This window comes from Mucilaginibacter sp. Mucisp86 (assembly GCF_047324315.1).
In the GTDB taxonomy this organism is placed as follows: Bacteria; Bacteroidota; Bacteroidia; order Sphingobacteriales; family Sphingobacteriaceae; genus Mucilaginibacter.
Map to the genome: position 1 here is coordinate 998,873 of NZ_CP168503.1, position 25,289 is coordinate 1,024,161.

At 42.2% G+C, this 25,289-nt stretch carries 22 protein-coding genes; 18 read left to right on the plus strand and 4 right to left on the minus strand.

What is annotated here, in order from left to right:
• Nucleotides 1-82 precede the first annotated feature (82 nt).
• The gene (locus ACEN9X_RS03990; protein ID WP_091217818.1) at nucleotides 83-496 is read right to left on the minus strand and encodes an EamA family transporter; all 414 of its coding nucleotides are present in this window, start codon (nucleotides 494-496) and stop codon (nucleotides 83-85) included.
• A 156-nt stretch (nucleotides 497-652) separates the two neighbouring features.
• Between ACEN9X_RS03990 and ACEN9X_RS03995 the strand changes: the two genes are divergently transcribed.
• The 9 genes from ACEN9X_RS03995 to ACEN9X_RS04035 all read left to right on the plus strand — a co-directional run bounded on the left by ACEN9X_RS03995 (nucleotide 653) and on the right by ACEN9X_RS04035 (nucleotide 12,021).
• On the plus strand, nucleotides 653-1,330 hold the full coding sequence (locus tag ACEN9X_RS03995; protein WP_413669186.1) for a response regulator transcription factor: 678 nt from the start codon (nucleotides 653-655) through the stop codon (nucleotides 1,328-1,330).
• Nucleotides 1,330-2,577 (plus strand): sensor histidine kinase, encoded by a 1,248-nt coding sequence (locus ACEN9X_RS04000; RefSeq protein WP_413669187.1) that lies wholly within the window; start codon nucleotides 1,330-1,332, stop codon nucleotides 2,575-2,577. The genes ACEN9X_RS03995 and ACEN9X_RS04000 overlap by 1 nt, the downstream gene beginning before the upstream one ends.
• Nucleotides 2,578-2,655: 78 nt before the next feature.
• Nucleotides 2,656-3,903 (plus strand): TolC family protein, encoded by a 1,248-nt coding sequence (locus tag ACEN9X_RS04005; protein WP_413669188.1) that lies wholly within the window; start codon nucleotides 2,656-2,658, stop codon nucleotides 3,901-3,903.
• Nucleotide 3,904: 1 nt separating this feature from the next.
• The gene (locus tag ACEN9X_RS04010) at nucleotides 3,905-4,834 is read left to right on the plus strand and encodes an efflux RND transporter periplasmic adaptor subunit (RefSeq protein WP_413669189.1); all 930 of its coding nucleotides are present in this window, start codon (nucleotides 3,905-3,907) and stop codon (nucleotides 4,832-4,834) included.
• A 158-nt stretch (nucleotides 4,835-4,992) separates the two neighbouring features.
• Nucleotides 4,993-8,085, plus strand: coding sequence for an efflux RND transporter permease subunit (locus ACEN9X_RS04015; RefSeq protein ID WP_413669190.1), 3,093 nt, complete (start codon nucleotides 4,993-4,995; stop codon nucleotides 8,083-8,085).
• 56 nt (nucleotides 8,086-8,141) lie between these two features.
• Nucleotides 8,142-9,143, plus strand: coding sequence for a YncE family protein (locus ACEN9X_RS04020; RefSeq protein ID WP_413669191.1), 1,002 nt, complete (start codon nucleotides 8,142-8,144; stop codon nucleotides 9,141-9,143).
• 130 nt (nucleotides 9,144-9,273) lie between these two features.
• Nucleotides 9,274-10,311 carry a fatty acid desaturase gene (locus ACEN9X_RS04025; RefSeq protein ID WP_413669192.1) on the plus strand — a complete coding sequence of 346 codons (1,038 nt, stop codon included), beginning with the start codon at nucleotides 9,274-9,276 and terminating at the stop codon, nucleotides 10,309-10,311.
• Between the two features lie 220 nt (nucleotides 10,312-10,531).
• Nucleotides 10,532-10,975: a hypothetical protein gene (locus ACEN9X_RS04030; protein WP_413669193.1), complete on the plus strand. Its 444-nt coding sequence runs from the start codon at nucleotides 10,532-10,534 to the stop codon at nucleotides 10,973-10,975.
• A gap of 137 nt (nucleotides 10,976-11,112) precedes the next feature.
• Nucleotides 11,113-12,021, plus strand: a complete 909-nt coding sequence (locus ACEN9X_RS04035) for a hypothetical protein (protein ID WP_413669194.1) — start codon at nucleotides 11,113-11,115, stop codon at nucleotides 12,019-12,021.
• Nucleotides 12,022-12,097: 76 nt separating this feature from the next.
• Here ACEN9X_RS04035 and ACEN9X_RS04040 read toward each other — a convergent pair whose 3' ends face one another.
• Nucleotides 12,098-14,317 carry a putative Ig domain-containing protein gene (locus ACEN9X_RS04040; RefSeq protein WP_413669195.1) on the minus strand — a complete coding sequence of 740 codons (2,220 nt, stop codon included), beginning with the start codon at nucleotides 14,315-14,317 and terminating at the stop codon, nucleotides 12,098-12,100.
• A gap of 291 nt (nucleotides 14,318-14,608) precedes the next feature.
• Between ACEN9X_RS04040 and ACEN9X_RS04045 the strand changes: the two genes are divergently transcribed.
• The 8 genes from ACEN9X_RS04045 to ACEN9X_RS04080 all read left to right on the plus strand — a co-directional run bounded on the left by ACEN9X_RS04045 (nucleotide 14,609) and on the right by ACEN9X_RS04080 (nucleotide 21,601).
• Nucleotides 14,609-14,965, plus strand: coding sequence for a hypothetical protein (locus ACEN9X_RS04045; RefSeq protein WP_413669196.1), 357 nt, complete (start codon nucleotides 14,609-14,611; stop codon nucleotides 14,963-14,965).
• Nucleotides 14,966-15,079: 114 nt separating this feature from the next.
• Nucleotides 15,080-15,442 (plus strand): hypothetical protein, encoded by a 363-nt coding sequence (locus tag ACEN9X_RS04050; protein ID WP_413669197.1) that lies wholly within the window; start codon nucleotides 15,080-15,082, stop codon nucleotides 15,440-15,442.
• A gap of 189 nt (nucleotides 15,443-15,631) precedes the next feature.
• Nucleotides 15,632-15,988, plus strand: coding sequence for a hypothetical protein (locus tag ACEN9X_RS04055; protein WP_413669198.1), 357 nt, complete (start codon nucleotides 15,632-15,634; stop codon nucleotides 15,986-15,988).
• Between the two features lie 147 nt (nucleotides 15,989-16,135).
• Nucleotides 16,136-16,507 carry a hypothetical protein gene (locus ACEN9X_RS04060; protein WP_091217873.1) on the plus strand — a complete coding sequence of 124 codons (372 nt, stop codon included), beginning with the start codon at nucleotides 16,136-16,138 and terminating at the stop codon, nucleotides 16,505-16,507.
• Between the two features lie 305 nt (nucleotides 16,508-16,812).
• A complete protein-coding gene (locus ACEN9X_RS04065) occupies nucleotides 16,813-19,170 on the plus strand; it encodes a TonB-dependent receptor (protein ID WP_413669199.1) in 2,358 nt (785 codons plus the stop codon).
• Between the two features lie 2 nt (nucleotides 19,171-19,172).
• Nucleotides 19,173-20,621, plus strand: coding sequence for a PepSY domain-containing protein (locus ACEN9X_RS04070; RefSeq protein ID WP_413669200.1), 1,449 nt, complete (start codon nucleotides 19,173-19,175; stop codon nucleotides 20,619-20,621).
• 3 nt (nucleotides 20,622-20,624) lie between these two features.
• A complete protein-coding gene (locus ACEN9X_RS04075) occupies nucleotides 20,625-20,846 on the plus strand; it encodes a heavy metal-binding domain-containing protein (protein ID WP_413669201.1) in 222 nt (73 codons plus the stop codon).
• 461 nt (nucleotides 20,847-21,307) lie between these two features.
• Nucleotides 21,308-21,601: a hypothetical protein gene (locus ACEN9X_RS04080; protein WP_091217888.1), complete on the plus strand. Its 294-nt coding sequence runs from the start codon at nucleotides 21,308-21,310 to the stop codon at nucleotides 21,599-21,601.
• A gap of 14 nt (nucleotides 21,602-21,615) precedes the next feature.
• On the opposite strand, the gene ACEN9X_RS04085 is transcribed toward ACEN9X_RS04080, so the two are convergent.
• Nucleotides 21,616-22,854 carry a DUF3179 domain-containing (seleno)protein gene (locus ACEN9X_RS04085; RefSeq protein ID WP_413669202.1) on the minus strand — a complete coding sequence of 413 codons (1,239 nt, stop codon included), beginning with the start codon at nucleotides 22,852-22,854 and terminating at the stop codon, nucleotides 21,616-21,618.
• 115 nt (nucleotides 22,855-22,969) lie between these two features.
• Nucleotides 22,970-24,349: a PQQ-binding-like beta-propeller repeat protein gene (locus ACEN9X_RS04090; protein WP_413669203.1), complete on the minus strand. Its 1,380-nt coding sequence runs from the start codon at nucleotides 24,347-24,349 to the stop codon at nucleotides 22,970-22,972.
• A gap of 219 nt (nucleotides 24,350-24,568) precedes the next feature.
• On the opposite strand from ACEN9X_RS04090, the gene ACEN9X_RS04095 reads away from it, so the two are divergent.
• Nucleotides 24,569-25,276: a DsbA family protein gene (locus tag ACEN9X_RS04095; RefSeq protein ID WP_413669204.1), complete on the plus strand. Its 708-nt coding sequence runs from the start codon at nucleotides 24,569-24,571 to the stop codon at nucleotides 25,274-25,276.
• Nucleotides 25,277-25,289: the final 13 nt, after the last annotated feature.

Genomic DNA, 25,289 nt, shown 5'->3' on the forward strand with positions numbered 1-25,289 from the left:
GTATTGAAGTGTATTTGTTACAATATGATTTTGCAATGTATACATGCTTGTTACATTGTATATGAGCGCGTTACAAAACAAACTAAAAAATCAGCACAATTGTGCCTCCGATAATAAGCAAAGCGCCTATGGCGTTTTTAAGGGTTAGAGGTTCGCCCAGGAAAATAACAGAGAGCGCAATGGCTAAAGCAACACTCAGTTTATCAACCGGTGCCACCTGGCTTACTTTACCCAATTGCAGGGCGCGAAAATAACAGATCCATGAAAGTCCGGTAGCGCAGCCAGACAAGATGAGGAAAGTCCAGTTGGTTTTAGTGAGACTGTTGATACCGCCATGTGTTCCTTTAAATAATGCTATGCCCCAGGCCAGTATCAGGATGACCACGGTGCGAATAGCCGTAGCCAGATCGGTATCAACTCCTTTTATACCTATTTTGGCAAAAATAGCGGTAAGCGCCGCAAACAGTGCCGAAAGTAATGCGTATATCCACCACATAATGATCAGATTTTGTATTTAACTTGCAACAAGTGAAGTACGAATTTGCTTACGTATTCTGTATAAAATCTGTGAGTAGTTTTTCGTGGCCCTACCTGCTAACCAAAAAATCCAGAATCCGTACAAATTCACAATCTAACTTTACCTAAAAAAGATTTGAAATTACTGATCATTGAAGACGAAGAAGGCCTGCGCGAAAGCATTGAAGAATACTTTGCCGAAGCCGGCAATATCTGTGAAACCGCGGCCAGTTATACTACTGCCCTTGCCAAGGTTGAACTGTACAGGTATGACTGCATCCTGCTGGATATTACCCTGCCCGGCGGCAATGGTATAGATATATTAAAAGTACTTAAAAACAATAATTATACGGATGGTGTGCTCATCATTTCGGCCAAAAACTCATTGGATGACCGCCTGCAGGGCCTTGATCTGGGGGCAGATGATTATTTGGTAAAACCCTTCCACCTATCTGAGCTTAAGGCAAGGGTTTCAGCCATCATCAGGCGTAAAATGTTTAACGGCAGCAATGTACTTAACTTCAATGAGCTCAGTATCGATCTGATGGCTAAAACGGTAGCAGTAAACGGCACGCCAGTGAAGTTTACCCGTAAGGAGTTTGCCCTGCTCATCTATTTCATCTCCAACAAAGGCAAAGTGATTTCAAAAAATGCTATTGCCGAACATTTATGGGGCGATGGTATTGACATGGCCAATAATTTCGATTTTATTTATTCACACATCAAAAACATCCGCAAAAAAATAATGGAAGCCGGCGGTAAGGACTATATTTATGCGGCCTATGGAATGGGCTACAAATTTGCCGATCAGTAATGAAGCTTTCGGAAAGGTATAACCGGGTTAATTTAATTGCTACTATTGTTATCATGCTGATAACAGGCGCTATTTATTACCAGGCTATCAGCCTGATCCTTACCAATCAAAAAGACAATTCACTGGAGGTTGAGGAGCATGAGATTTTTGATTACGTAAAGCTCAACCACCATCTCCCGCAGGTTTTTGAATCAAAAGACCAGCAGATCACCTTCTTTTCGGCCGAACCAAACTCTGTTAAACGTGAGTTTTTCAATACTACCTATTACCGCGAAAAAGATGAGGCCGAATCTGGCAGGGGGTTAATCACTTCGGTAACAGTTGGTGGCAGGTATTATAAAATCCTGATAGTTGAATCAAAAGTAGAAACAGAAGACCTTATCCAGATCATCTTCGGTATCACTATCGGCGTTATACTATTGTTACTACTGGTACTGGTAATTACAAACCGCCTGATATTGGGCAGGCTTTGGCAGCCTTTTTATAGCATTTTAAGCGAGTTAAAACTATTCAATGTTACCGATAACCGGGAAATGCCAATGTCCAATACCCCCATCGATGAATTTAACGAGCTCCAGGCCGAAGTAACGGCTATGGCCGAAAGGGTAAAAAAGGACTATAAAGACCTTAAAACCTTTACCGAAAACGCATCGCATGAGTTGCTTACCCCCATTGCAGTCATCAATTCCAAATTGGATACCCTGATCCAGACAGAAAACTTCAGCGAGCATCAAAGCAAATTGCTGAATGACCTTTACAGCGCAGTATCACGTCTGAGCAGGCTTAATCAGTCGCTATTATTGCTGGTCAAAATCGAAAATAAATTATTGAACGACCGTCAGCACCTGGATTTGCAGGAACTAATAGACGAGCTGTTATACCAATTGGAAGATATTTTTGGCGATAAGGAGATAACTGTTATTTCATCGCTTAGCGAAAAGGAAATTGAGGCCAGTAATTATCTCATTGAAATATTATTAAACAACCTCATTATCAATTCGGTTCGCCATAACCGTGCCGGTGGAGAGATCATCATCAACCTCACTGCCGAAAGTTTAACGATCAAAAACACCGGTGAGCAGGTAGCCCTTAATCCCGAAAATATCTTTACCCGCTTTCATAAAGCATCCACATCTGAAGGCAGCGGCCTGGGGCTCACCATCTCTAAACAGATCTGCGAAAGTTTAGGCTATCAGTTGGTTTACAGCTACGAAGCGCCATACCATTGCTTTACCGTTAACTTTTAAATTTGTTACACTCCCCGTACCAAATTTTTCCAGAATTATCCTGTAGCTTAGCTATTATTTAACACAACATATATTATTTTGACCATCCGGATAAAATGGGTTTTCGGCTTTTTATTTTGCCTGCTTAGTGCTGTTACACAGGCACAAACCTACAATCTTGAACATTATTTGGAGCTTGCCAAAAACAACAGTCCGCTGTTAAAGGACCTGCAAAACCAGGTAGCCTCAGGCCAGTTGGATAGTCTCCGGATCAGGGCGGGTTACCGGCCACAGGTAAATGCTACCAGCGGCGGCCTTTACGCCCCTGTTTCAGGCGGTTATGGTTATGCTCCTGCTATAACCAACGAGCATACACTCAACGCACTATTGGGCATCAATCAATCGCTGGATAGTAAAAAAAATATCGCTGCACAAATAGATGCGGTGAAGCTGCAATCACAATCGGTACTCAATACCGCTAAAATATCCGAGCAGGATTTGAAAAAGGCAGTCACCGCTCAATATATCGCCGCTTTTGGCAGCCTGCAGCAGGTAAAATTTAACCAGGAAGTTATCACCCTGCTTAACCGCGAAGAAGAGCTGCTTAAAAAACTAACCCGTACCAATGTTTATCGCCAAAGTGATTACCTTACTTTTTTGGTTACCCTTAAGCAACAGCAATTAACTTTGTCGCAGGCAAGGCTGCAATATAAAAATGACTATACTACACTTAACTATTTAACCGGCATTGCCGATACCAGTTACATCGAACTACAGGATCCCGGCATCCAAAAAACTATCCGGGCAGATATCAGCAACAGCATTTTTTTTAGCCAGTATAAAACGGATAGCCTTAAACTGGTAAACAGTAGGGCATTGGTTGATTTCAGTTATAAACCCAAGATCAATCTGTTGGCAGATGGTGGTTACAATTCTGATTTCCTGAGCGGGCCTGCCTATAAAAATTTCGGTGCCAGTATCGGCTTTAGTTTTACGTTACCGTTGTATGATGGCGGTCAGCGTAAGATCCAGTACCGTAAGCTCTCTTTAGAAGAAGATACCCGCCGCAGCTATAAAGCGTTTTTTGACACACAATACCGCCAGCAGATTGCACAGCTAAACCAGCAGATAGATGGCTCGGAAAAGCTGTTAGCGCAGATAGATGAACAAATGAAATACACCGAAAGCCTCGTAAAAGTTGACACCCAACTGTTGCAAACCGGCGATGTACGTGTAGCCGACCTGGTGCTGGCCATTAACAACTATCTTACCATAAAAAACCTTAAAACGCAAACCAATATTAATAAGCTGCAACTTATTAATCAGCTCAATTACTGGAATAAATAATATGAAATTTAAACACATATACCTTGCTGCCGGCCTGTTAACGCTGCTATATAGCTGTAAAGGCAATACTCAGCCTGCGGATGATGCGGGCGATGCAGGTTCGGCCGCTCAAACGCCTGTAACCGTAACCGCCATTGCCGACAGCGCCATGGTTGATTATATTGACCTGAGTGCAACATCCGTTTTTCAGCAAAAAAATATTGTTAAGGCCAATGCTAACGGGTATATACAAAAGGTAAACATCCTGCCCGGGCATTATGTAAATAAAGGCGAGTTTTTATTCAGCATAAAAACAAAAGAGGCGCAAAGCATTGGCAACAGCATCAATGTGTTGGACACCACATTTAAGTTTTCGGGAATTAATAAAATAAAAGCCGCCGGCAATGGCTATGTTACGCAACTAAACCACCAGCAGGGAGATTATGTGCAGGATGGCGAGCAGCTTGCCGTGATCAGCGACCGCTCGAGCTTTGTATTTGTGATGCAGTTGCCCTATGAGCTGCGCAGCTATGTAAAAAACAACCAGGATGTACAGCTCACACTTCCCGGCGGCGAAAAATTGACTGCGCAGGTAAGCTCATCAATGCCCGCTGTTGATTCACTTTCCCAAACCCAGGGCATTGTACTTAAAGTAAACAGCGCTAATCCAATTCCCGAAAATTTAGTAGCTAAGGCCCGCATCATTAAATCCATAAGGCCGCATACGATATCGCTGCCCAAATCAGCCGTATTGAGCAACGAAACCCAAACCGAGTTTTGGGTAATGAAGCTGATCAACCCAACAACTGCAGTAAGAACATCAGTGACAAAAGGTATTGAAACGGGTGACCGGATAGAAATTTTAACGCCAAAATTTTCGGCGAATGATAAAATAGTGGTCACCGGCAATTATGGGCTGGCAGATACGGCTAAAGTGAAAATTGTAGAGTAAGCCCCTCTAAATCTCCCCTAAAGAGGAGACTTTATTGTCGTTTCACGTATAGTACAAACGAGATCGGGATTTAAATAAAATCTCACTGAATATCCCACAATCAGAGAGACATTTCAAAAGCCCTCCCCTTTGGGGAGGGTTGGGTGGGGTTTTATACTATGAATCAGCGCAAAAATTATTTTATAACCCATCGCAAGCCGTTAGGCCTGGTGCTGGCCCTGTTTATTATGGGCGGGCTGTTTGCCTATTCAAAACTGCAAACTTCACTATTCCCTGAAATTACATTTCCTAAAATAAAGATCATTGCCGATGAGGGCCTGCAGCCGGTAAACAAAATGATGGTAACGGTTACTAAACCGTTAGAGAATGCCATTAAACAAGTGCCCGACCTGCAACTGGTACGCAGCACCACAAGCCGCGGCAGCTGCGAAATTTCGGCCCTGTTTAATTGGAACGCTGATATTGACCTGAGCCAGCAGCGCATCCAATCAAGTATTGACCAGATCAAAAACGATTTGCCTGCTGATGTAAATATCAGCGTAGCCAAAATGAACCCGTCCATTTTGCCGGTAAGCGGTTATACTTTAGAGAGCCATAACCTGTCGCCTATCGAATTAAGGCAATTGGCTACTTATACAGTAAAACCATTTTTATCGCAGGTTGACGGGGTATCAGAGATCAGGGTGATTGGCGGTAAACTAAAAGAATACTGGCTCACGCTCGATCAGCAAAAAATGACCTCGTTGGGGCTAACACCTGATATTATCAGCACCACACTTGCTACTACCAATTTCGTAAAATCAGAGGGCTATCTGTCTGATTATAAGCGCATGTATCTTACCGTTACCGATGCCACCATCAACGCCAAAGATCAACTGGAACAATTGGTCATCAGCAATAACCGTAAACGGATAGTGCGCCTCAAAGATTTTGCAAGCATCCGGGTAAACGAAGGAATCGAATACACCCGCATCAATGCTAATGGGCACGATGGAGTATTAATAGCGGTAATAAAGCAACCCAACGCCAATCTTATATCTGTTAGTAATGACATGGCCGATAAGGTTGACGCATTAAAAAAATTGCTTCCCAAAGGGGTAAGTATCAGGCCGTACTATATACAAGCCGATTTTGTGAATGATTCGGTAAAAAGCGTAAGCGACAGCCTTTGGATAGGTTTGCTGCTGGCCATTATTGTTGCAGTAATTTTTTTAAGGTCATTTAAGGCAAGCATCACCATATTGATTACTATCCCTGTTACACTCGGGCTTACCTTGCTCATATTGTACTGGCTTGGTTATACCTTCAATATCATGACCCTGGGTGCCATAGCAGCCTCCATTGGTTTAATTATTGACGATGCCATTGTAGTAGTTGAGCAGATCCACCGTGTACACGAAGAACACCCGGATGAACTGAGCAGCCACCTGGTTAGGAAAGCTATTGACTACCTTTTCCCGGCCATGGTGGGTTCATCTATCAGCACTATTGTAATCTTTATTCCTTTTGTGCTGATGACTGGAGTTGCGGGAGCATACTTCAAGGTTTTAACCGATACCATGATCATTACCCTGTTGTCTTCGTTCTTTGTAACGTGGATCGGTTTGCCGGTAATTTATTTGCTCGTTACCCCTAAGCCTAAATTAAACGCGGCGGCAAAGACGGAAAAAGAAGAGGTACACACAGTAAAGCGCCAAAAATGGGTAAGCTTTTTTATCCTGCGCCCATATGTAAGCCTCATTATCATTGCCGCATTGGCAGCAGTAATTGTGATTGTACCACCTTTGCTTGAAACAGGGTTCCTGCCCGATATGGACGAAGGTGCCATTGTGCTCGATTATAAATCGCCTCCCGGAACTTCACTGGAAGAAACCGACCGCATGTTAAAGCAAATAGAAAAGCTGATCGTAAAACATCCCGATGTAACTGCTTACTCACGCCGAACCGGCACCCAAATGGGCTTTTTCATTACGGAACCCAATAGCGGCGATTACCTCATCCAACTAAAAAAAGACAGGACTAAAAGCACTGAAGAAGTAATAAGCGACCTGCGCAAAATTGTTGAGGAAACTCAGCCCGCGCTGGAGGTAGAATTCGGCCAGGTGATATCAGACATGCTTGGTGACTTAACCACATCGGCCGAGCCTATTGAGATTAAAGTTTTTGGCGATAATCAGCAAACCCTCCAAAGCCTGTCGAGACAAATAGCCGGACTGGTTGAAAAGGTAAAAGGTGCTGCCGATGTACTGCCGGGCATCATTATAGCCGGCCCTACAGTAAGTATCCAACCTCACTACAGCAAGATTGCACAGTATGGAATTACCGCCGCCGATTTGCAAATGCAAATCCAGACAGCTTTGGAAGGCAATGTAATTGGCAGCTTATTGGAAAAGGAGCAGCTTTCCCCTATCCGTATGGTTTACCCCGGTAACCGCTCGCTCAATGTTAATGACATTCATAACCTGCACATATTTTTACCAAATGGCAAGCTTATTCCTATAACAGAACTTGCTTCGGTTGAATTAAGGCCCGGCGATGCCGAGATAAACCGCGAAAACCTGCAAAGCATGAATGTGGTAAGCGCAAGACTTGAAGGCAGCGATCTGGGTACCGTAATAACCGCAATTCAGAAAACCATACATAATAATGTAAACCTGCCAACCGGCTACCATGTTGAATATGGCGGTGCTTATGCCCAACAGCAGCAATCATTTAAAGAATTGCTAATCATTCTGATAACTGCTTGTTTGCTTGTTTTCGGGGTGATATTATTCCTGTTCAGGCAATTCAGGATAGCCTTGCTTATTTTGGTGATCGGTATTCTGGGTATCAGCGGCAGCTTCCTGGCTTTATTTATTACCGGCACGCCGCTTAACGTAGGCAGCTACACCGGGTTGATCATGATTGTGGGCATCATTGGCGAAAATGCTATTTTCACCTTCCTGCAGTTTAAGGAAAGTGCCATCGAAAATGAAAATAAAAACATTGATGAGGCTATAACTTTTGCCATCAGTACCCGTTTAAGACCCAAACTAATGACCGCTTTAGGCGCAATTATAGCACTGATGCCGCTTGCTTTAGGTATAGGCGCAGGCGCTCAGTTGCACCAGCCATTGGCCATAGCAGTTATTGGTGGTTTTTTAGCGGCATTGCCATTATTACTTATTGTTTTACCGGCAATGCTCCGTATATTGTACCGCAAAGGGTTCAGCACCCACTTGAATGAAATTAATGAAAGCCACAACGGTTAACACAGCATTTTTACAGATTCGGGACTTAATTTCATGGCAATAAACAATCCCGAAAAATGAAAAAGCAAATTTTGGCCGTAGCCTTGCTTATTGCAGGTATAGCTCCTTTTAAACTCAGCGCACAAACCTATGTGGCCGATAAAACTATCGTGCTTCCGGGTGATGGCGGTTACGATTATCTATCTATTGATAAAGTAAACCGCAATCTGTACGTATCGCACGGCACATCGGTAAATGTTATTAACCTGGATACCGAAAAGCCCGTTGGCGTTATTGATAACATGAAAGGGGTACATGGTATAGCCATAGTAAATAAACTTAACAGGGGCTTCATTAGTGATGGCAAGGCAAATGCTGTAGTGGTTTTTGATTTAAAAACTTTTAAAACCATCACCACTATTGCCCTTACGGGGGCAAATGGCCCGGATGCCATTATGTATGACCCTTACTCAGATCGCGTGTTTACCTTCAACGGCGAAAGCGATAACTCGTCGGTAATCAATCCGGCGACGCTTAAACAGGTTGGTACTGTTGCACTTGGTGGCGGACCTGAATTTGCGGTATCTGATGGGAAAGGCAAAATTTATAATAACCTTGAAGATAAAAGCAGCCTCAATGTTATTGATAGCAAAAGCCTTAAAGTAATTAAAAACTATCCTCTTGCACCCTGCGGCGGCCCGACCGGCTTAGCACTTGATGCTGTTAATCAAAAACTGTTTACTGTTTGCCGCGAAAATAAAGGCGTAAGTGTTGTTGATATCCAAACAGGTAAAGTAACTACTACCCTGCCAATTGGTGCCGGCGTTGATGCTGTTGTTTATGACCCGGAAATCAAATTGATATTTTGCTCATGCGGCGATGGTGTTACTACCATCATTAAGCAAAAATCGGCCAATGAATACGAGGTAATCCAGAACCTCAAAACTGCTGAAAGAGCCAGAACAATGGCACTCGACGCCAAAACCCACAAAATTTATTTAAGTGTAGCACAATTTGAACCTGGTACACGTAAAACAATCCCAAATACTTTTAAGGTACTTGTTTTCAAACAAAACTAAAGTAAATTTTATATGAAATTTATATGAAATGATCATGAAGATTTTCCTTATTCCTGATATTACTAATAAATTTTTACAAAAAAATGAACTTTTGTGCACGTTATCGTTATATTTAACGTTTTAACACTATATGATTAAAAAGACTGATTTTGTTTATTCCCAGGAGTCTGAACCTCATCGCATCCGCACAAAAAAAATCTTAAAGCAGTTTCCGCAATTGCGTAAGCTTATAGGCAAAAACCCGGCAACCATTTGGGCTATTGTTGGTTTAGTAGCTTTCCAGGTTGTTTTGGCCTGGTTTGTACGCGATCAATCATGGTGGATAGTTTTTGGAGCGGCCTATTTGCTTGGAGCTTTTGCCGATCATGCGTTGTTTGTAATGATCCACGAATGCACACACCAGTTGTTATTCAAAAATCGCAACGCTAACCGCTGGGCATCTATGTTTGCCAATTTACCGCAGATACTGCCAAGCGCTATTTCGTTCGAAAAATATCACATCAAACATCACTCTTTTCAGGGTGTACATGAGCTTGATGCCGATTTACCAAACCGCTGGGAAGCCAAACTGATCAGCAATTCGTTTTTTGGTAAAGCAATCTGGCTTTTGTTTTTCCCGGTATTTCAGCTTTTCCGTTTATCACGTTTAAGGGAAATCCATCCGTTTGACGGCTGGATCCTGACCAATTGGTTATTACAGGCTGCATTTACAACCGCTATCGCTTACTTTATGGGATGGCATGCAGTAGCGTTTCTGCTGTTAAGCTTCTCTTTTTCGGTTGGCCTTCACCCATTGGGTGCACGCTGGATCCAGGAGCATTACCTTACCGTTACTGAAGAACAGGAAACTTATAGTTATTATGGCAATTTCAATGCCGTAGCCTTTAACGTAGGCTTTCACAACGAACACCATGATTTTCCTTCTATCCCATGGAATAAACTTCCTGAGATCAGGAAAACTGCCCCTGAGTACTACGATACTTTACACTATCATACTTCATGGACAAAGCTATTCTTCCAGTTTTTGTTCGACAGGGAGATCTCGCTATTTAACCGCATTCTGCGTAAAGACCGCGGTCGTGTAGCATTAACAGACGTTTCAAAGCCAGATATCGATCTTACTAAAGCTGAAGCATCCAAGCAGGAGCTTGCAGATGTTGAAAAATAAGAATAACAAAAAAGGGCCTGAAATAAGGCCCTTTTTTATTGCGGCAACCTGCTAATTGTCATTACTTGCGATAGCGTGGCAATCGCACGGAAGTATATCCGCCCTGTATAATGTGCGATTGCTTCGTCGTTCCTCCTCGCAACGACATATAAAAAATCACTTTCCTTTCCCCTTGCATCACAGCAAATAATTTTCGTATTTTACTAATAAAATTAGTAAAATGAAATATCTAAGTGTAGCCGATCAGCTCATGATTTTTAGCCGTTATATCGGTCAGCAAGTTATGATCATCAGTCTTTTAAACAATAGCGAAGTCAATATTGGCATCCTTACGGGGGTAAAACACAATGCAATTGCCGTTACCACTGATAATATCATACGCTGGATTCCGCTTTATGATAACTTCAGGCTTTGTGAAATCAAACTGCTTTTGAAACCTTTAAAAAAGCTTACTGCCGAAATTGTTTCTATAGCTAATGATCTTCCGGTAAAAGCATTCATCACCCCATATTACCAGCAGCAAGGTTACGATATGCCCGTTTTTATTGAACCCGGACATCCCTGCAATTGCAAATATGCTCAGGAGCTTGAACTGGCCGATTACCGCAGCCCTGCCGAAATATGCCAGCAAAACGCTTTATTACATGCCTTTGAATCGGCATAATAGTTTCATGGTACGAATATTGTGTGCTATCTGCGCTGTTTGTTATACATTTTTCATATAGTCGTAACAAAATCAAATAATTAATGTCAACTTCATACTAATGCGCGTAATTTGCGTTATTGTTTGCAAGAAACAGAATGAGCCGGTCAAAAAAATTAAATATACTTCTACCCATTGTATCCCTTCTTTTCATGGGGGCCTTTGCCAAGCACAGGCTTTTTGACAGACAGGATATCACAGGTACCTTAAGTGATAAGGAGATGGATGAAACGTCGGGTATTGCGGCATCATCCATTAGTCCGGATATTTACTATGTACATAACGACAGCGGCGATACCAGCCGTTTCTTTGCTATAACTGCTGGTGGCAAGCTTAAATCAACCATCTACTTTAAAGGCGATAGCACTCATAAACTGGGCGTACAGGATTGCGAAGATATTGACGTAGGCCCCGGTCCACAAAAAGGTAAAAGCTATGTCTATCTTGGCGATATAGGCGATAACGCTCAAAACCGCCCCTATATTACAGTTTACCGCATGGCCGAAAAAAAATCCTGGGCCATCGGCGATGCCGCGAATGTAAACACCGAAGCAGTAAGAGCAGATTTTAAATATCCTGATGGCCCTAAAGATGCTGAAACAATGATGATCGATCCAATTGCCCAGCAATTGATCATTGTTAGCAAAAGAGGTGATACCGTTGCTGTTTATACCACTCCATTAAAATACAAAGCCAATACAACAACGGTATTAACCAAACGCTGCAAATTATACTTTGAAGGCTTTAAACCTTTTAAATGGATCACTGCCGGTGACATTTCAAAAGATGGGCAACAGATCCTGTTGAAAAGTTATGATAAGGTTTACTATTGGCGCCGTCAGCATAATGAACCGATATGGGAAACCATGATACGCAAACCACAGGAGCTTAATTATAAAGTTGAGAAGCAGGGAGAAGCCATAGGCTTTCAACCCGATGGCAAAGGCTACTACACTACCAGCGAAGGTGTTTTTTCGCCGATATATCATTATGATGTGCCGAACTGATTTTTGTTAAATTCAGCATATGAAAAAAGGCCTTTGTCGAGTAAACAAAGGCCTTTTGATATTAAACAAAATCTACTTACATAGCCCGGATTAGCTTTACGCCATGCGGTGGTATTTTGAAAGTATATTTATGATTAACCGCTATCAGATATTTCTGCTCCCAAACATCACGGGCTTTGGCAAAGCCTTTTAACAGTTTGTCATTAGCATCAAGATTAACGGTTTGATATTTATCAGATGTATTGAAGAAACCTATCGCTTTTTCGCCTTTGTTAAGTTCCTTTACCCAAACCTGCTGCTCATCTGTTTTAGAAGCCTGCCTTGCGCCTTTACCTAAAGCATCCTGGTCAATAGCCAGTACTTCATCGTTGGTTAGCAAGCTAAGCGTAAACCTGTCTAAATGCCCCATATCACAACCAATTAGTAACGGTGCAGACAATAGGCTCCATAAGCTGATGTGGGTATATTGCTCATCATAGGTCAAACGGCTGTTATGCAAGCTTGGCCCCCAGCCTACTTTACCAACAACCAGCATATCCGGATCATTAAAATGCCCCGGACCGGCATATGGCGAAGCAGGATCCTGGCTAAAACCGATATCGCTCATACTTCTCCAGGTATCCTGAATATCGCCAGTGGTGCGCCAGCTGTTACCGCCGGTTTCTGCTCCCCATTTCCAAACATCCCCCCAGCCATACTGGCAAAAGCTAAACATGATATCACGGTTCACTTTGTTTAAAGATGAACGCATTAGCTCATATGGTTTCTTAAGCGCCGGCAGGTCGGGATGTGGCTGGGTAACTTCTGAATATGAGCACCAGTCGTATTTTAGATAGTCAAAACCCCAGTCGGCATAAGTTTTGGCGTCCTGGTCCTCGTGTTGCCAGCTGCCCAAAAAGCCACCGCAGGTACGCGGGCCGGGCGATGAATATATACCGGTATGTAAACCAAGGCTATGCACATAATCGGTTAAGCCTTTCATATCCGGAAATTTGCTATTTGCTACAATTGCGCCATCAGCTGCACGGTTTTCTGCTTCCCAGCCGTCATCGATGTTAATATAGTTCCACCCATAGGCGCTCAATTTATCTGACATTTCTTTGGCCGAAATTTTTACTTTTTCATCGTTTACGCTCAATCCCCAGGCATTCCAGCTATTCCAACCAAGGGCTGGCGTAAGGCCAATTTTATCACCAATGCTTATGGTAAGCGTTTTGGTTTTGCTGCCTAAACTATTGGTAACAGTAAGCGTTACCGGATACTCCCCTTTCTGGCCTATAGAGCCGGTGATAATACCTGTTTTAGCATCAAGCGCTAAACCGGCAGGCAACCCATCTGCTTTATAAATAAGCGGTTTTTTGCCGGTAGCCGGGATCAGATACAGAAACGGATTCCCTGGTCTGGCACCGTAAACATCGGCGCCATTTATTTTTGGTCTGGCCGATGGATAAGGCGTAAGGATATACGGTGTAGTTTCGGTTTTAACAATGTCTTTACCCGATTTTTGGTCGGTAAAAGTATAGGCAATGGTATATGATTTTTTTGCTAACCGGGCTATCACGAACGAATAGGTGAATGGTTTGCCGGCAGTAAAGTTTGCCGGGTTTGTTTTTTCATAGATCACCGCCCCGTTTTCAGGATCTGTAACTTTAAAAGCTAAAGTACCCTGGTACTGGTATTTATTGGTAGTGATCAGCTTAACTGATTTTGCCAGGCTGTTATTTTCTCCGAAGATGAAATCACCATCGGTATTTACCGCAACATGATCCATTACATCGGCCATGCCAAGGCTAAAATTATCACCATAAATGCCACCATCGCCACCGGTATCGTAAATACGGATAGCAAGAACATTTTCTTTATCCCACAAAATGGCCGGATCGGAAGCTGAAATATTATAAGTTCGCGGCCCATAATTTCCATCTTTAATAGTTCCGCTGTGCCCACCATATTTGGCGATCAGCTTGCCGTTTAAATATACCTCATCATTATCATCAACACTGGCCAGGTGTAAACGAAGGCTATCCTTTAAATAGGATTTTTCTTTAAGTGATGAAGGAATCACTATATGGATCCGGTACCAGCCGAAACCATCATAATTAGGGTGTCCCTGCGGCTCCCAGGAGTGGGCAACATCAATGTTTTGCCAGTTTTGATCATTAAAAGTTGGGGACGACCATTGCGCAGAATCGCCAACGGCAAATTTCCAGCCTTTGTTAAGCTGAACATCCTGTGCAGAAGCGCCCAGGTAACTGCCGCTCAGCAAAAGCAATGCAGTAAAGATCTTTTTTATCATATAGGTTGTTTAAAATGTATGGCGAAACAGGATTTCGCCCGGTTAGTATGCAGATTTAAAGGTACAATCATTTTGAATAATTAGAAATGTGTTGTTAACATTTATATAGAGATAGTCATAAAAAGCCCCTAAATACAAGTAAAAGTAAAAAAATCAATCCGGCGTTGATCATCAGTCTGTTGCAGTACAATTTTTGTTTACAAACAGATAGCAATCCTAACGCTAAATTTAATGTACAGTTTACGTTTTGGTTTAATATCGATTATACATTTACCGATGAAAACAACAGCTATGAAAAAAACTTTTTTAACCTTAGCCCTTGTAGCCGCTTGCTTTGCGGCCTGTTTTGCCGCCATTGCCGGAATTGCCGGTAAATGGGAAGGCAAACTTGAAATGGAAACCGGCGAAGTTTACCCATTGCTTTATAACTTTCAGATAGACGGCGATAAACTAACCGGAACAGCCAAAACACCTAAAGGCGATATGCCAATTGAAGACGGCAAAATAACCGGCAATGATTTCAAATTTACCGTAAATATCGAAGACATCCACATTGCTCACACGGGCAAATTCTACGGTGATTCGGTTGGGGTGGATATTGAAGCAAATGGATCAAAAATACATAGTACTTTAAAAAGAGCTCAATAACCTTGATTCTCCTGATTTAAGGATTACATAATATTTAAATCGTTTAAAATATCATGTAATCATTTCATCCTATAAATCAAGGTTCTTATATTTATAAACCAAAACTCACATTTTATGAAAAAGATTTTTACTACTACACTATTAGTAAGTTGCTTTATGATATGCCTTGCCGCTATAGCTGATTTAAACGGCAAATGGGCAGGTAAACTGGTTACAAGTGACGGGCAGGAATACCCTTTACTTTACAATTTTAAAGTTGACGGTGATAAATTAACCGGTACAGCTTTAACCCCCGAAGGTGATGTAGATATTAAAGAAGGCAAAACCAATGGTACCGACTTTTCGTTTACAGTAGCTACCAGCGGTATCGTGATCCCTCATACAGGTAAATTCATGGGCGATTCGATTAGTGTTGAACTGGATATCAACGGCTCAAAAAGCAACTCGGTGTTGAAAAGGCCGGTTGATAAGAAGTAAAAGATTATAAACTTTGAAGAAGGGACTGACCGTCTGAACCTGTCGAGGAGACCCTGCTTTCTAAAATATAAAAAAGGAAAAACCTTACCCTTCGGTAGGGTTTTTTCTTTTTTATTAAACTTAAAGGCAACAAAATTGTATATAGTTTAAAATTACTGCATGTAGGCATCTGCTTAAACTATATCAACAATGAAAAAAGAGTTCCTGGCGATTAGTGCGTTTGTTATCATTACCGCTTTTAGTTTTATTTCGATGGCCGATATCAACGGCAAATGGATAGGTTCATTAAAACTTCCGGGCGATGATCATTTTCCCTTAAGTTATACATTTAAGATAGACAGCGGTAAACTTACAGGTACAGCCCATGCCCCACAGGGCGATGTAGTCATTACCGACGGCATGATCAACGGCGATAACTTTTCATTCAGTATCCCGGTACCAGGGGGCAGCTCGCCCCATACAGGTAAAGTTTATGCAGATTCTATCGGCATGAACCTGGTTTACAAAGGCCAGCATATGCATGCTACGTTGAAAAGAGATAAATGAAGTCGGGAGTCTTAAGTTCTAAGTCTTAAGTCACTACTTACTACCGGGGCTTAAGGCTACCGACTTAGAACTTCGGGCTTAAAACTTAAGACTTACGACTTTAAACAAAATATTGCTTATTAAACGCGCAGGGCGTACCTTTGCGCCATGCTGCAACGTATTACAGCCTATTTACTCATCTTTTCGCTGATCACGGTCAACTTCTCGCGCTTTTTCATTTTCGCGGGTTTTGAGCTGAACAGGAATTACATCGCCACCAAGCTTTGCGAAAACAGGAACAAACCCTGGCTGCATTGCGACGGTAAATGTTACTTCGCGAAAAAGATCAAACAGGCAGAGGACAAGCAGGCCAGCGACGAAAGGCAGTCGCAAAAGAGCCTCTTTCAGGAGGTTTATGTCATCAGTTCAACTGATGTAAAATTCCACTCCAGCCTGTTGCAGGTTATTTCAACCCCCTACACCCCAACCGTACCGGCCGATAGACCGGCTACGATATTTCAGCCTCCGCAGTTAGGATAATCATTTCATTTTTATTGGTTTTTGATTGATGATATTGGATAGTTATGCTTACGATATAACTACAACCATGTCATTACGAGCGCAGCCTGGCAATCGCACGTATGCAGAACCTATTTGCATGAGGCCGCTTTCGTTCCCAATCATTAAATCAACAACTCATTTCCTTGCAAAGGAGACGTCATAGTTGCAAACCTGCAGGCCTGCTTGCAAAATTCGCGATTGCTTCGTCGTTCCTCCTCGCAATGACATGTAGTATGCTTCTACCCATTTTTTACACCGGGAGGTAACTCCTGTAATACTATATAATGAAACGATATTTAATCCTACTTATAACTTTTATACTTATTAAAACACTGGCTTACGGCCAAACTACTATACAAGGCACTGTTACTGATGCCATTACGCATGAGGCCATCGCCGGTGCGTCAATCTGCAATGCAGATGTTCAAAACAGCGCAAAACTGGGCATGACTAATGCCAAAGGCCATTTCAGCATCAATACACAAGGCATTGGCCGGCTTAAATTTGCCATGGTTGGTTACAGCGCCCGTATTATTGAAGCATCTGCCATAAAAGGCCAAAAGCTTGATATCGCGTTAGAACCCTCAATGGTGGATTTGCAACCCGTTGTAGTAACCGCCAGTCGCGAAGGCCAGGCCAGGCAGGACGCCCCTATCGCTATCAGCAAAATTAACTCTACCCAAATCAAAGATACCAAGGCTACTGCCCTTTACCAGTTACTGAACAAGGTAGCAGGTGTTTACATGGTGAACCTGGGTAACGAGCAACATACCATGGCTATCCGTCAGCCTATCACTTATAATGCGCTTTACCTGTATATGGAAGATGGCGTACCTATTCGCCCTACCGGCATCTTTAACCATAACTCACTATATGAGATCAACATGTCGGGTGTTAAGGACATTGAAGTAATTAAAGGGCCGGCATCATCGCTTTACGGCAGTAACTCAATAGGCGGCGCGGTTAACTTTATTACCCAGGGGCCACCTACAGGCTATGCAGGCAATGTTTCTGTTCAGGGCGATAATTACCATTACCGCCGGGTAGATGCTGATGGAGGTTTTACACAAGGCAAATTTGGTTTGTATGTTGGCGGTTATGTAGCCCACCAGGCCGATAGCTGGCAGGACTATTCTGATTTTGATAAGTACTCGGCCAATTTCAAAACTACTTATGATTTCAGTGCTAAAACTAAATTAACGACCTCCGCGGCCTACAATTATCTAAACACCCAAACTCCCGGCAGTTTGGACAGCACCCGTTTTTATAACAGAAGCTATGGAGCCAATCAGCGTTTCACTTATCGCAAGGTAAAATCATTCCGCGCCAGCACCCGCCTGGATCATCAGTGGGATGATAAAAACAGCACCTTTGTAACCCTGTTCTTCCGCGGCAATTCAACCGCGCAATTGCCAAGCTATTTTATATCCGACGTTCGCGATGCAAACGGTGTTTACAAAAGCAGCAACGGACAGGTGAATGATCAGAAATTTAACAGCTATGGTTTACTGGCACAGCATCGGGTTGATTTTGATTTCCTGCATTCGAGGTTAATAGGCGGTGTTTATATGGATGATAGTCCGAGTTCATACTACGCCCAATATCTTGACATCACCAAGGATGTAGCTAATAACTACTATACCGGCTTTACCAATACAGGCAGGTACATCGATAATTATAAGATCAAGTTATTTAACACAGCGGCTTATGTTCAGTATGAGATCAAACCGGTTGAAGCGTTAAGAATAGTAGGCGGCTTACGGTACGACAGGGTTCATTACAATTTTGATAATGAAATACCGGCTGGCCAAACTAAATACAAACAGCAGGGAACCAACAATTTTAATATTGTCGCCCCTAAATTGGGCATCACGTATAATTTCGGTAACAACAAAGGCTTATACGCCAATTACAGCGTAGGTTTCCAACCGCCAGAGACTGGTGATTTGTATAGCTCGCGCCAGCTAACCCAGCTTAAACAGGCCACTTTTGATAATTACGAAGCAGGCGGCTGGTTCTCTGCTTTCAACAAAAAACTATACTTTGAGCTAAGCGTATTTGATCTGGAAGGCCACAATGAGATCATTAACCAGTTATTGCCTGATAATACCACGCAAAATCAAAACGCCGGCGCAACACGCCATCGCGGTATTGAATATTCACTTACCGTAGCCCCTGTTAAGGAACTAACCTTCAGGTTCAGCGGTACCAACGCGAAACATACTTATGTTGAGTATAGCGAGGTGTCCGCCAATTACGCCACCGGCACCAACACAGTAACTAACTATGATGGCAAACGCATGAACAACGCCCCGGCCTGGATTGCCAACTCCGAACTTACTTACAAACCGCAATACCTTCCCGGTTTCAGGATAGCAACGGAGTGGCAACATATCAACCAATACTATACTAATCCTGCTAATACCAAAACCTACTCGGGTTATGATATTTACAACCTACGCTTAGGTTATGATGTAAAAAGCAGCGTATTGAAAGGTGCAGGCATTTGGTTCAATGTACTTAATTTAACCAACAAGCTTTACGCTACAACGGTTACCAGCAGCCAGTATGGCGACACTTATAACGCCGCGCCGCCGCGTACCTATACCTTAGGTATCAGTTATTCATTTTCAAAATATTGATCATGGCATCAGCAGCAGTAAAAAGCAAATTTTACAAATGGCACCGGGTACTGGGCTTAACAGCCCTTATCCCGGTCATATTCTGGACATTGAGCGGGCTTTCGCACCCGTTCATGTCCAACTGGTTCAGGCCATCAATTGCCGAGGAAGTGTTTAAGCCATTACCGCAAAGCCAAATGAAACCGCTGCTCAGTATTCAGCAGGTGCTGGACAAAAACAGCATTACTGCCATCCGGAATTTTGGCCTGGTTAATTTTAATCACAGCACTTTTTACCAGGTACTGGGTAAGGATAGCGTATATAACTATTATTCGGCCAATGATGGAGTATTATTAAAAGATGGTGACAGGCTATATGCCACTTACCTGGCCCGCTATTTTACACAGGATTCAACATCCAAAATCAAAAAAATAGATTACCAAACAACTTTTGATGGGCAATACCAGCCTATCAATCATCTTCTACCTGTTTGGAAGATCAGCTTTGACCGCCCTGATGGGATGGATATTTATGTAGAAACCAGCCAGAGCCGCATGGGTACGTTTAATAACAATACCCGCAAAGCGTTCCTATGGTTGTTTGAGCAGTTCCATACCTGGCAGTTTTTGGCTGATATTGGTGGCGATACTTTCCGTAACATTGTATTACTCATTATTATGACCGTAATGCTGTTTGCGCTCATCAGCGGTTTAACAGTTTATGGCTTGATGTGGAAAAAGTTTAAATCCATCACCCAAAAACACAAAGAAAATGGCAGTGAAGACAAGCGGATCGTGCATCGCTACCACCGTCAGATAGGTCTTATTGTTTCTTTTGTGATGTTTACTTTCGTGATCAGCGGGGCATTTCACCTTGCGGTAAAGCTGCATAATACAGAAACATCCAAGCCCGATTACGGACAGGTGATAGACAGGAAACAATTAGCCATATCAAACCTACAGCTTCCGATTGCCGATAGTCTCATCAAAAGAGTAGCGATAGTTAGCTTTGACGGTAATAGCTATTACCAGGTTACAGATAACAAAAAGCAGGTCTCCTATTTCAATACTGCAACCGGCAAGGAGCAGCTTAACGCCGATGAAGAATACGCCCGTTTTTTAAGTACCTATTATCATACTAACCAGGATCCCTGCAAATTTTATGGCAGGGTAAAAGTTAGCCGGATAAAGCAGTTTGACAACGAGTATGGTTTCATTAACAAACGCCTCCCGGTTCAACGGGTAAGCTATCCGGATGGCAGCAATTGGTATATTGAAACAACTTCATCAAAACTGGCTACAAAAGTTGCAGGGATTGACCGGGTTGAAGGGCTGTCTTTTATATTTTTACACAAGTATTTTGGCATGACCTGGGCGGGTAAGGATATCCGCGATATAGTGAGCATGCTGGCTGCCCTTGGTGTGCTGGTAGTGTCATTGTTCGGGCTTGCCTCATTCATTAAAAACAAATAACCAATGAAAAAAAGCTTTATCATTTTAGCCTTAGCCTGCTTTGCACTTGGCGCCTGCAACAGTTCTGTTAAAAACACCGGCAAAGCCGACAGCACTGCAACCGCGAAGAAAAAAGGCAAATATACCTGCACCATGCACCCCGATCTTACTTTTGATAAGCCCGGTACCTGCCCCAAATGCGGTATGGCTTTGGTTGAAAGGGATACAACGGAGGATAAGAATTAACTATAGAAAAAGTGTCATTGCGAGGAGCCGCACGAGCCTGCGTAACGGGGCGACGCGGCAATGGTATATTTCTTAAAGTTTATCAGAAGAGGCTGTATCATTGATCAGTCTCATTTTTGTTTTCAGATACTTAAGCGATACATAGTTTTCATTTAATTAACTTTATTAACAAAATGGGGGTTAACAGGGTTAACACAATTTAGCGCTAATTTTTACTTAAAATATTTACAATAAGATAGTTAAGTGTTTTTTAGGCCAAAAAAGTGTTAACCCCCTTTTGCGCAATATTATCACCAAAGTTTAATTTATAATTAACACAACACCGGGTTGTAAATTTGCTTTATGATACAACCTCTTTTGTTCGTAACAATTGCGCCTTGTACCCGTCTCATACTTGCAAACAATACAACAAATATCCCGTTATACCCCTTGTTACAAATAAATCACTAATTTTGGCGCTGATGAAAAAGGTGGAAGTATTAAAAATGATTGACCTGGTTGAAGAGATCAAGAAACTTGACGATCTCATACAGCAAAGCCGTAAGAAAAAAACTTCCGACTTTGTGATCAACCAGTACGAGGCCAAAAAACTTAAACTCATTGGCTCAACTATCACCGAACTGGCATCAGCTCCTATCCAGTCTATTGAAAGCTACCAACTTATCCAAAAAATCCTGAATAAGTATTATCCGTCTATCTCTGAAGATAATCTGCTGAACGATGATGACATCAGCAAAATAGCAACCGCTATTTAATTAAAGCTGTTGCCTTAAAACGGAGGGTAAATAGATGCCGTTTGCTCCAATGATTCATCACCTTTCCAGAATGAGGTGCCGGGATGAAAATGTTTCCATGAATGCCAGTATTCCTGGTAGGCCTGTATTTTAGCAAGGCGTTGCCCTTTTTGCGTACCGGTTAGGCATAGACCGTCCCAATCCCAAACCGAAGCTGTTTCCTCATCAGTAAGCATGCCCTTATCATCCAGTTTAAAATGAAGGGTTTTGCCGCTTACTGATGTATTCCAGGCGTGATAGCTGAGGCTGTCCTTCTCAATAGCTATCAGCAGCGAACTTCTATTCAATTCGTCATTAAGCAGGCGTTTGGCATACATATGGCGCCAGTCATAAGCTTTGGCTTTTCCGTTGATGATCACACCTATCACCCAGCTTTTGCGAAACAGGGAATCTTTATTCTTTATAGTACTGTCGCGATCTATAGCCTGAACGCGATCATAGTTTTTCAGGTCGGCATAATCGGCGGTATATAATCTGTCGGGTTGTAATATCAATGTTTCGGGGTGCTTCTGTAACCAGGCTGCAAGTGTCAATTGCTCATAAGGCAGTTCGGTTAGTTGCTGTCCTTTAAGTTTGCCAACGGCGGCATTACCCGTAGCCTGGTACCACCAGGTTTTAGTACTTTCATCCTCAATAATGGCGTTATAATGCCTTGCCCCTACCAGCCTGAAGTTTTGCCTTACACCATTTATAACCGGACTATAAACCCTGCCGGTACGGCACATGGTGCAATAAGTAACCAAAACAGGTTTGTTGCCCACATCATCCTGCAGTTTATGATGATAGCCTAAATATATCAATGGATAAGCCTTGGCCACACCGTTATTCACAACACCAACCACCAGGTAGTTTAACGGCACCCTGTTTTTTAACCCGTTGACAAAAACAGCGTTTGCAGTTTCTTTAAACATAGTTTCGGCTTTGTACATATAATCAGTTATATAAAAGCTGCCTATACAAAGCACAAAAACTGCGGCCTTAACAATCTTTTGTTTAAAAGTATTTTTAGCGTAGAATTTAAACAGGTACCAAACTATGAACAGCATCCCTATTAACCGCAGGGGCATGATCACCTTTTCGAGATAATAGCAAACGGTTATGGCATTCAGATCCTGGCTGCCGGGAAAGGGCATTAACAGGTAAGCATGAATAAGACCCGGCACTACCAGCAGGATAATGCCTATCCAGAATATTTTAGCACTGTTCCATCTCATGCTTGTTCAATAGATCTTGAGCAATGGGCTTAATCTCAATAATTTTATAATCGGTTTATAATTTCCTAATTTATAAAAATTTACAATTACAAAAAATTATCTGCCAACAAATAAATCACTTAATCAGGTTTATCGCGTATAACGATCCATCAGCGCTGCCAAAATAAATCACCCCATTGTCAATTACCGGCGATGACACAACAGACCCGAGTGTATATAATTTATTCATGACATCGATGCCTGTTTGATAAAGACTGTTATCGGCTCCTCCTGCTGCATGAGCAAAATTAAGTGTATCATCCTTTAAAACATTAGCAGCATTTAACTTTCGGCCCGGAACTATAAATACGTCCGTTGCTTTGCCCGATAAAAGGTTCACCGCAAAAAGTTTACCGGTAAAATCACCAAAGAAGGCCGTATTTGCTGATAGTGCCGGCGACGAATACAGGTAACCGTTACCTTTATAAACAAATTTGGGTTTACCGGTGTGCGCATCGGCTGCTACAAACTGGTAAGTATCTGATGTACCAAAGTAAACCGTATTATTTTGCACGGCCGCCGTGGTCAGGATCCATGAATTATTGGCACTGTATTTCCATACCTGGGTGCCTTTTTCGGCATTAAGTGCATAAAAGTAGCCATCTCTCGCTCCAAAATAAACCTTGCCATTGCCGCAGGTTGGCGAAGCCTGGATACCCTCAAGCAAATGATAAACCGGCTGATCTGCGGTTTTAAACTTCCAAACTAATTTTCCATCTGCAGCATTTAAGGCATACAGGTATGTATCCCAACTGCCAAAATAAACCTTGCCATGATATACCGCCGGACTGCTATGAATAATACCATTTGTTTTAAAAGACCATCTTAGTTTTCCTGTACCTGCATCCAGGGCATAAAACTTACCATCGCTGCTACCAAAATAAACTGTCGGATTATTTATGTCATCATTAAAAACAGGCGACGACAGGAAAAAATCATACAGGTCATCCATGTATTTATTAAGTGGCTTCATAGTCCACAGGCCTTTAGCACCCACTTTTCTCTCTCCGCCGGTTTTAAATTTCCAGTTTAACTTCCCGGTGTTTGCATTCAGCATATAGTAATAACCATCATAGCTGCCAAAGCAAATGCTATTACCGTATATAGCCGGCGACGAGCTTACAGCTCCATTGGTGGCAAATTTCCAAACCTGCTTACCACTTTGTAAATCAATGGCATAAAGATTATGATCTTCGCTGCCTATATAAGCTTTACTACCGGCAATTAAAGGCGATGAAAATATTTTTCCTTTTGTGGTAAATTTCCATTTTACGCCCCCGAATGCGCTATAGTTCATTGTAGTATAAACACCGTTATGCTGTGCGTTTGCAGCAAAGGATTTGTTTGTTAGCGGGGCGTTTTTTTGAGCGAGGACAGTGAAGCTACCTAATAAAGCAATAACAGTAAAGTATTTTTTCATGAAAGGATTATAATTCAGGTATACAAGTATAGGCATACTTTAAGCGTATAAGCATTATCAACAACTGATAATCATAATTAGTATTATCTCCGTGCACTTGATTTTCCCTTACTTTTTTTTAAAGCTGAAGCTATGTAAAGCAATTAATGCGCGTCAAAATAATTTTATCGCACCGAACCCTTTTAATTTTACTTTGCCCTTACGGGGATAGCAATCCATATGCGTTAAATTTGTTTAAACATTTAAAACGAAATAATGAAAGTAGAAATATGGTCGGATGTGATGTGTCCGTTTTGTTATATAGGCAAGCGCAGGTTTGAGGAAGCACTGGCAAACTTTGAAGAAAAAGAGCAAATTGAGATTGAATGGAAAAGCTTCCAGTTAAACCCCGATCTAAAAACAAACCCTGATATCAGCATTAATCAATACCTGGCAGATATTAAAGGCTGGACGTTGGAGCATGCCGAACAAATGAATAATCATGTTACCCAAATGGCTGCACAGGCAGGATTGGCTTATAATTTTGACAAATCGGTTGTGGCTAACAGCTTTAACGCGCACAGGTTAGCCCACCTCGCTAAAAAACACGGTTTAGGTGATGCTGCCGAAGAGGCTTTATTCAAGGCATATTTTACCGAAGGGGGTAATATTGATGATACTAAAACGCTGATTGAACTGGGTACGGCGATAGGCCTGAATACCGAAGAAATTAAACAAACACTTGAAAGCGACGCTTATGCCGACGATGTAAAACACGATATTGCCGAAGCTCAATATTTAGGCGTACGCGGCGTTCCGTTTTTTGTAATGAACCGCAAATATGCTGTATCAGGAGCACAGGAAGTGGCTGTATTTAATGATACTCTTGCAAAAGCATTTGCAGGATGGCAGCAGGAAAATCCCAAACCTGCATTTGATATTATTGAAGGCGAATCATGCAGTCCGGACGGAGATTGTAAATAATGTAAACTTTTCT

What these genes read in the sequence shown, in the direction of transcription:
- ACEN9X_RS04025 (WP_413669192.1), top strand. Translation starts at nt 9,274, where the DNA reads ATGATTAAAAAGACTGATTTTGTTTATTCCCAGGAGTCTGAACCTCAT.
- ACEN9X_RS04085 (WP_413669202.1), bottom strand. Translation starts at nt 22,854, where the DNA reads ATGAGATGGAACAGTGCTAAAATATTCTGGATAGGCATTATCCTGCTG.
- ACEN9X_RS04035 (WP_413669194.1), top strand. Translation starts at nt 11,113, where the DNA reads ATGAGCCGGTCAAAAAAATTAAATATACTTCTACCCATTGTATCCCTT.
- ACEN9X_RS04090 (WP_413669203.1), bottom strand. Translation starts at nt 24,349, where the DNA reads ATGCCTATACTTGTATACCTGAATTATAATCCTTTCATGAAAAAATAC.
- ACEN9X_RS04075 (WP_413669201.1), top strand. Translation starts at nt 20,625, where the DNA reads ATGAAAAAAAGCTTTATCATTTTAGCCTTAGCCTGCTTTGCACTTGGC.
- ACEN9X_RS04060 (WP_091217873.1), top strand. Translation starts at nt 16,136, where the DNA reads ATGCTGCAACGTATTACAGCCTATTTACTCATCTTTTCGCTGATCACG.
- ACEN9X_RS04000 (WP_413669187.1), top strand. Translation starts at nt 1,330, where the DNA reads ATGAAGCTTTCGGAAAGGTATAACCGGGTTAATTTAATTGCTACTATT.
- ACEN9X_RS04050 (WP_413669197.1), top strand. Translation starts at nt 15,080, where the DNA reads ATGAAAAAGATTTTTACTACTACACTATTAGTAAGTTGCTTTATGATA.
- ACEN9X_RS04070 (WP_413669200.1), top strand. Translation starts at nt 19,173, where the DNA reads ATGGCATCAGCAGCAGTAAAAAGCAAATTTTACAAATGGCACCGGGTA.
- ACEN9X_RS04055 (WP_413669198.1), top strand. Translation starts at nt 15,632, where the DNA reads ATGAAAAAAGAGTTCCTGGCGATTAGTGCGTTTGTTATCATTACCGCT.
- ACEN9X_RS04045 (WP_413669196.1), top strand. Translation starts at nt 14,609, where the DNA reads ATGAAAAAAACTTTTTTAACCTTAGCCCTTGTAGCCGCTTGCTTTGCG.
- ACEN9X_RS04015 (WP_413669190.1), top strand. Translation starts at nt 4,993, where the DNA reads ATGAATCAGCGCAAAAATTATTTTATAACCCATCGCAAGCCGTTAGGC.
- ACEN9X_RS04030 (WP_413669193.1), top strand. Translation starts at nt 10,532, where the DNA reads ATGAAATATCTAAGTGTAGCCGATCAGCTCATGATTTTTAGCCGTTAT.
- ACEN9X_RS04080 (WP_091217888.1), top strand. Translation starts at nt 21,308, where the DNA reads ATGAAAAAGGTGGAAGTATTAAAAATGATTGACCTGGTTGAAGAGATC.
- ACEN9X_RS04095 (WP_413669204.1), top strand. Translation starts at nt 24,569, where the DNA reads ATGAAAGTAGAAATATGGTCGGATGTGATGTGTCCGTTTTGTTATATA.
- ACEN9X_RS03990 (WP_091217818.1), bottom strand. Translation starts at nt 496, where the DNA reads ATGTGGTGGATATACGCATTACTTTCGGCACTGTTTGCGGCGCTTACC.
- ACEN9X_RS04065 (WP_413669199.1), top strand. Translation starts at nt 16,813, where the DNA reads ATGAAACGATATTTAATCCTACTTATAACTTTTATACTTATTAAAACA.
- ACEN9X_RS04040 (WP_413669195.1), bottom strand. Translation starts at nt 14,317, where the DNA reads ATGATAAAAAAGATCTTTACTGCATTGCTTTTGCTGAGCGGCAGTTAC.
- ACEN9X_RS04010 (WP_413669189.1), top strand. Translation starts at nt 3,905, where the DNA reads ATGAAATTTAAACACATATACCTTGCTGCCGGCCTGTTAACGCTGCTA.
- ACEN9X_RS04020 (WP_413669191.1), top strand. Translation starts at nt 8,142, where the DNA reads ATGAAAAAGCAAATTTTGGCCGTAGCCTTGCTTATTGCAGGTATAGCT.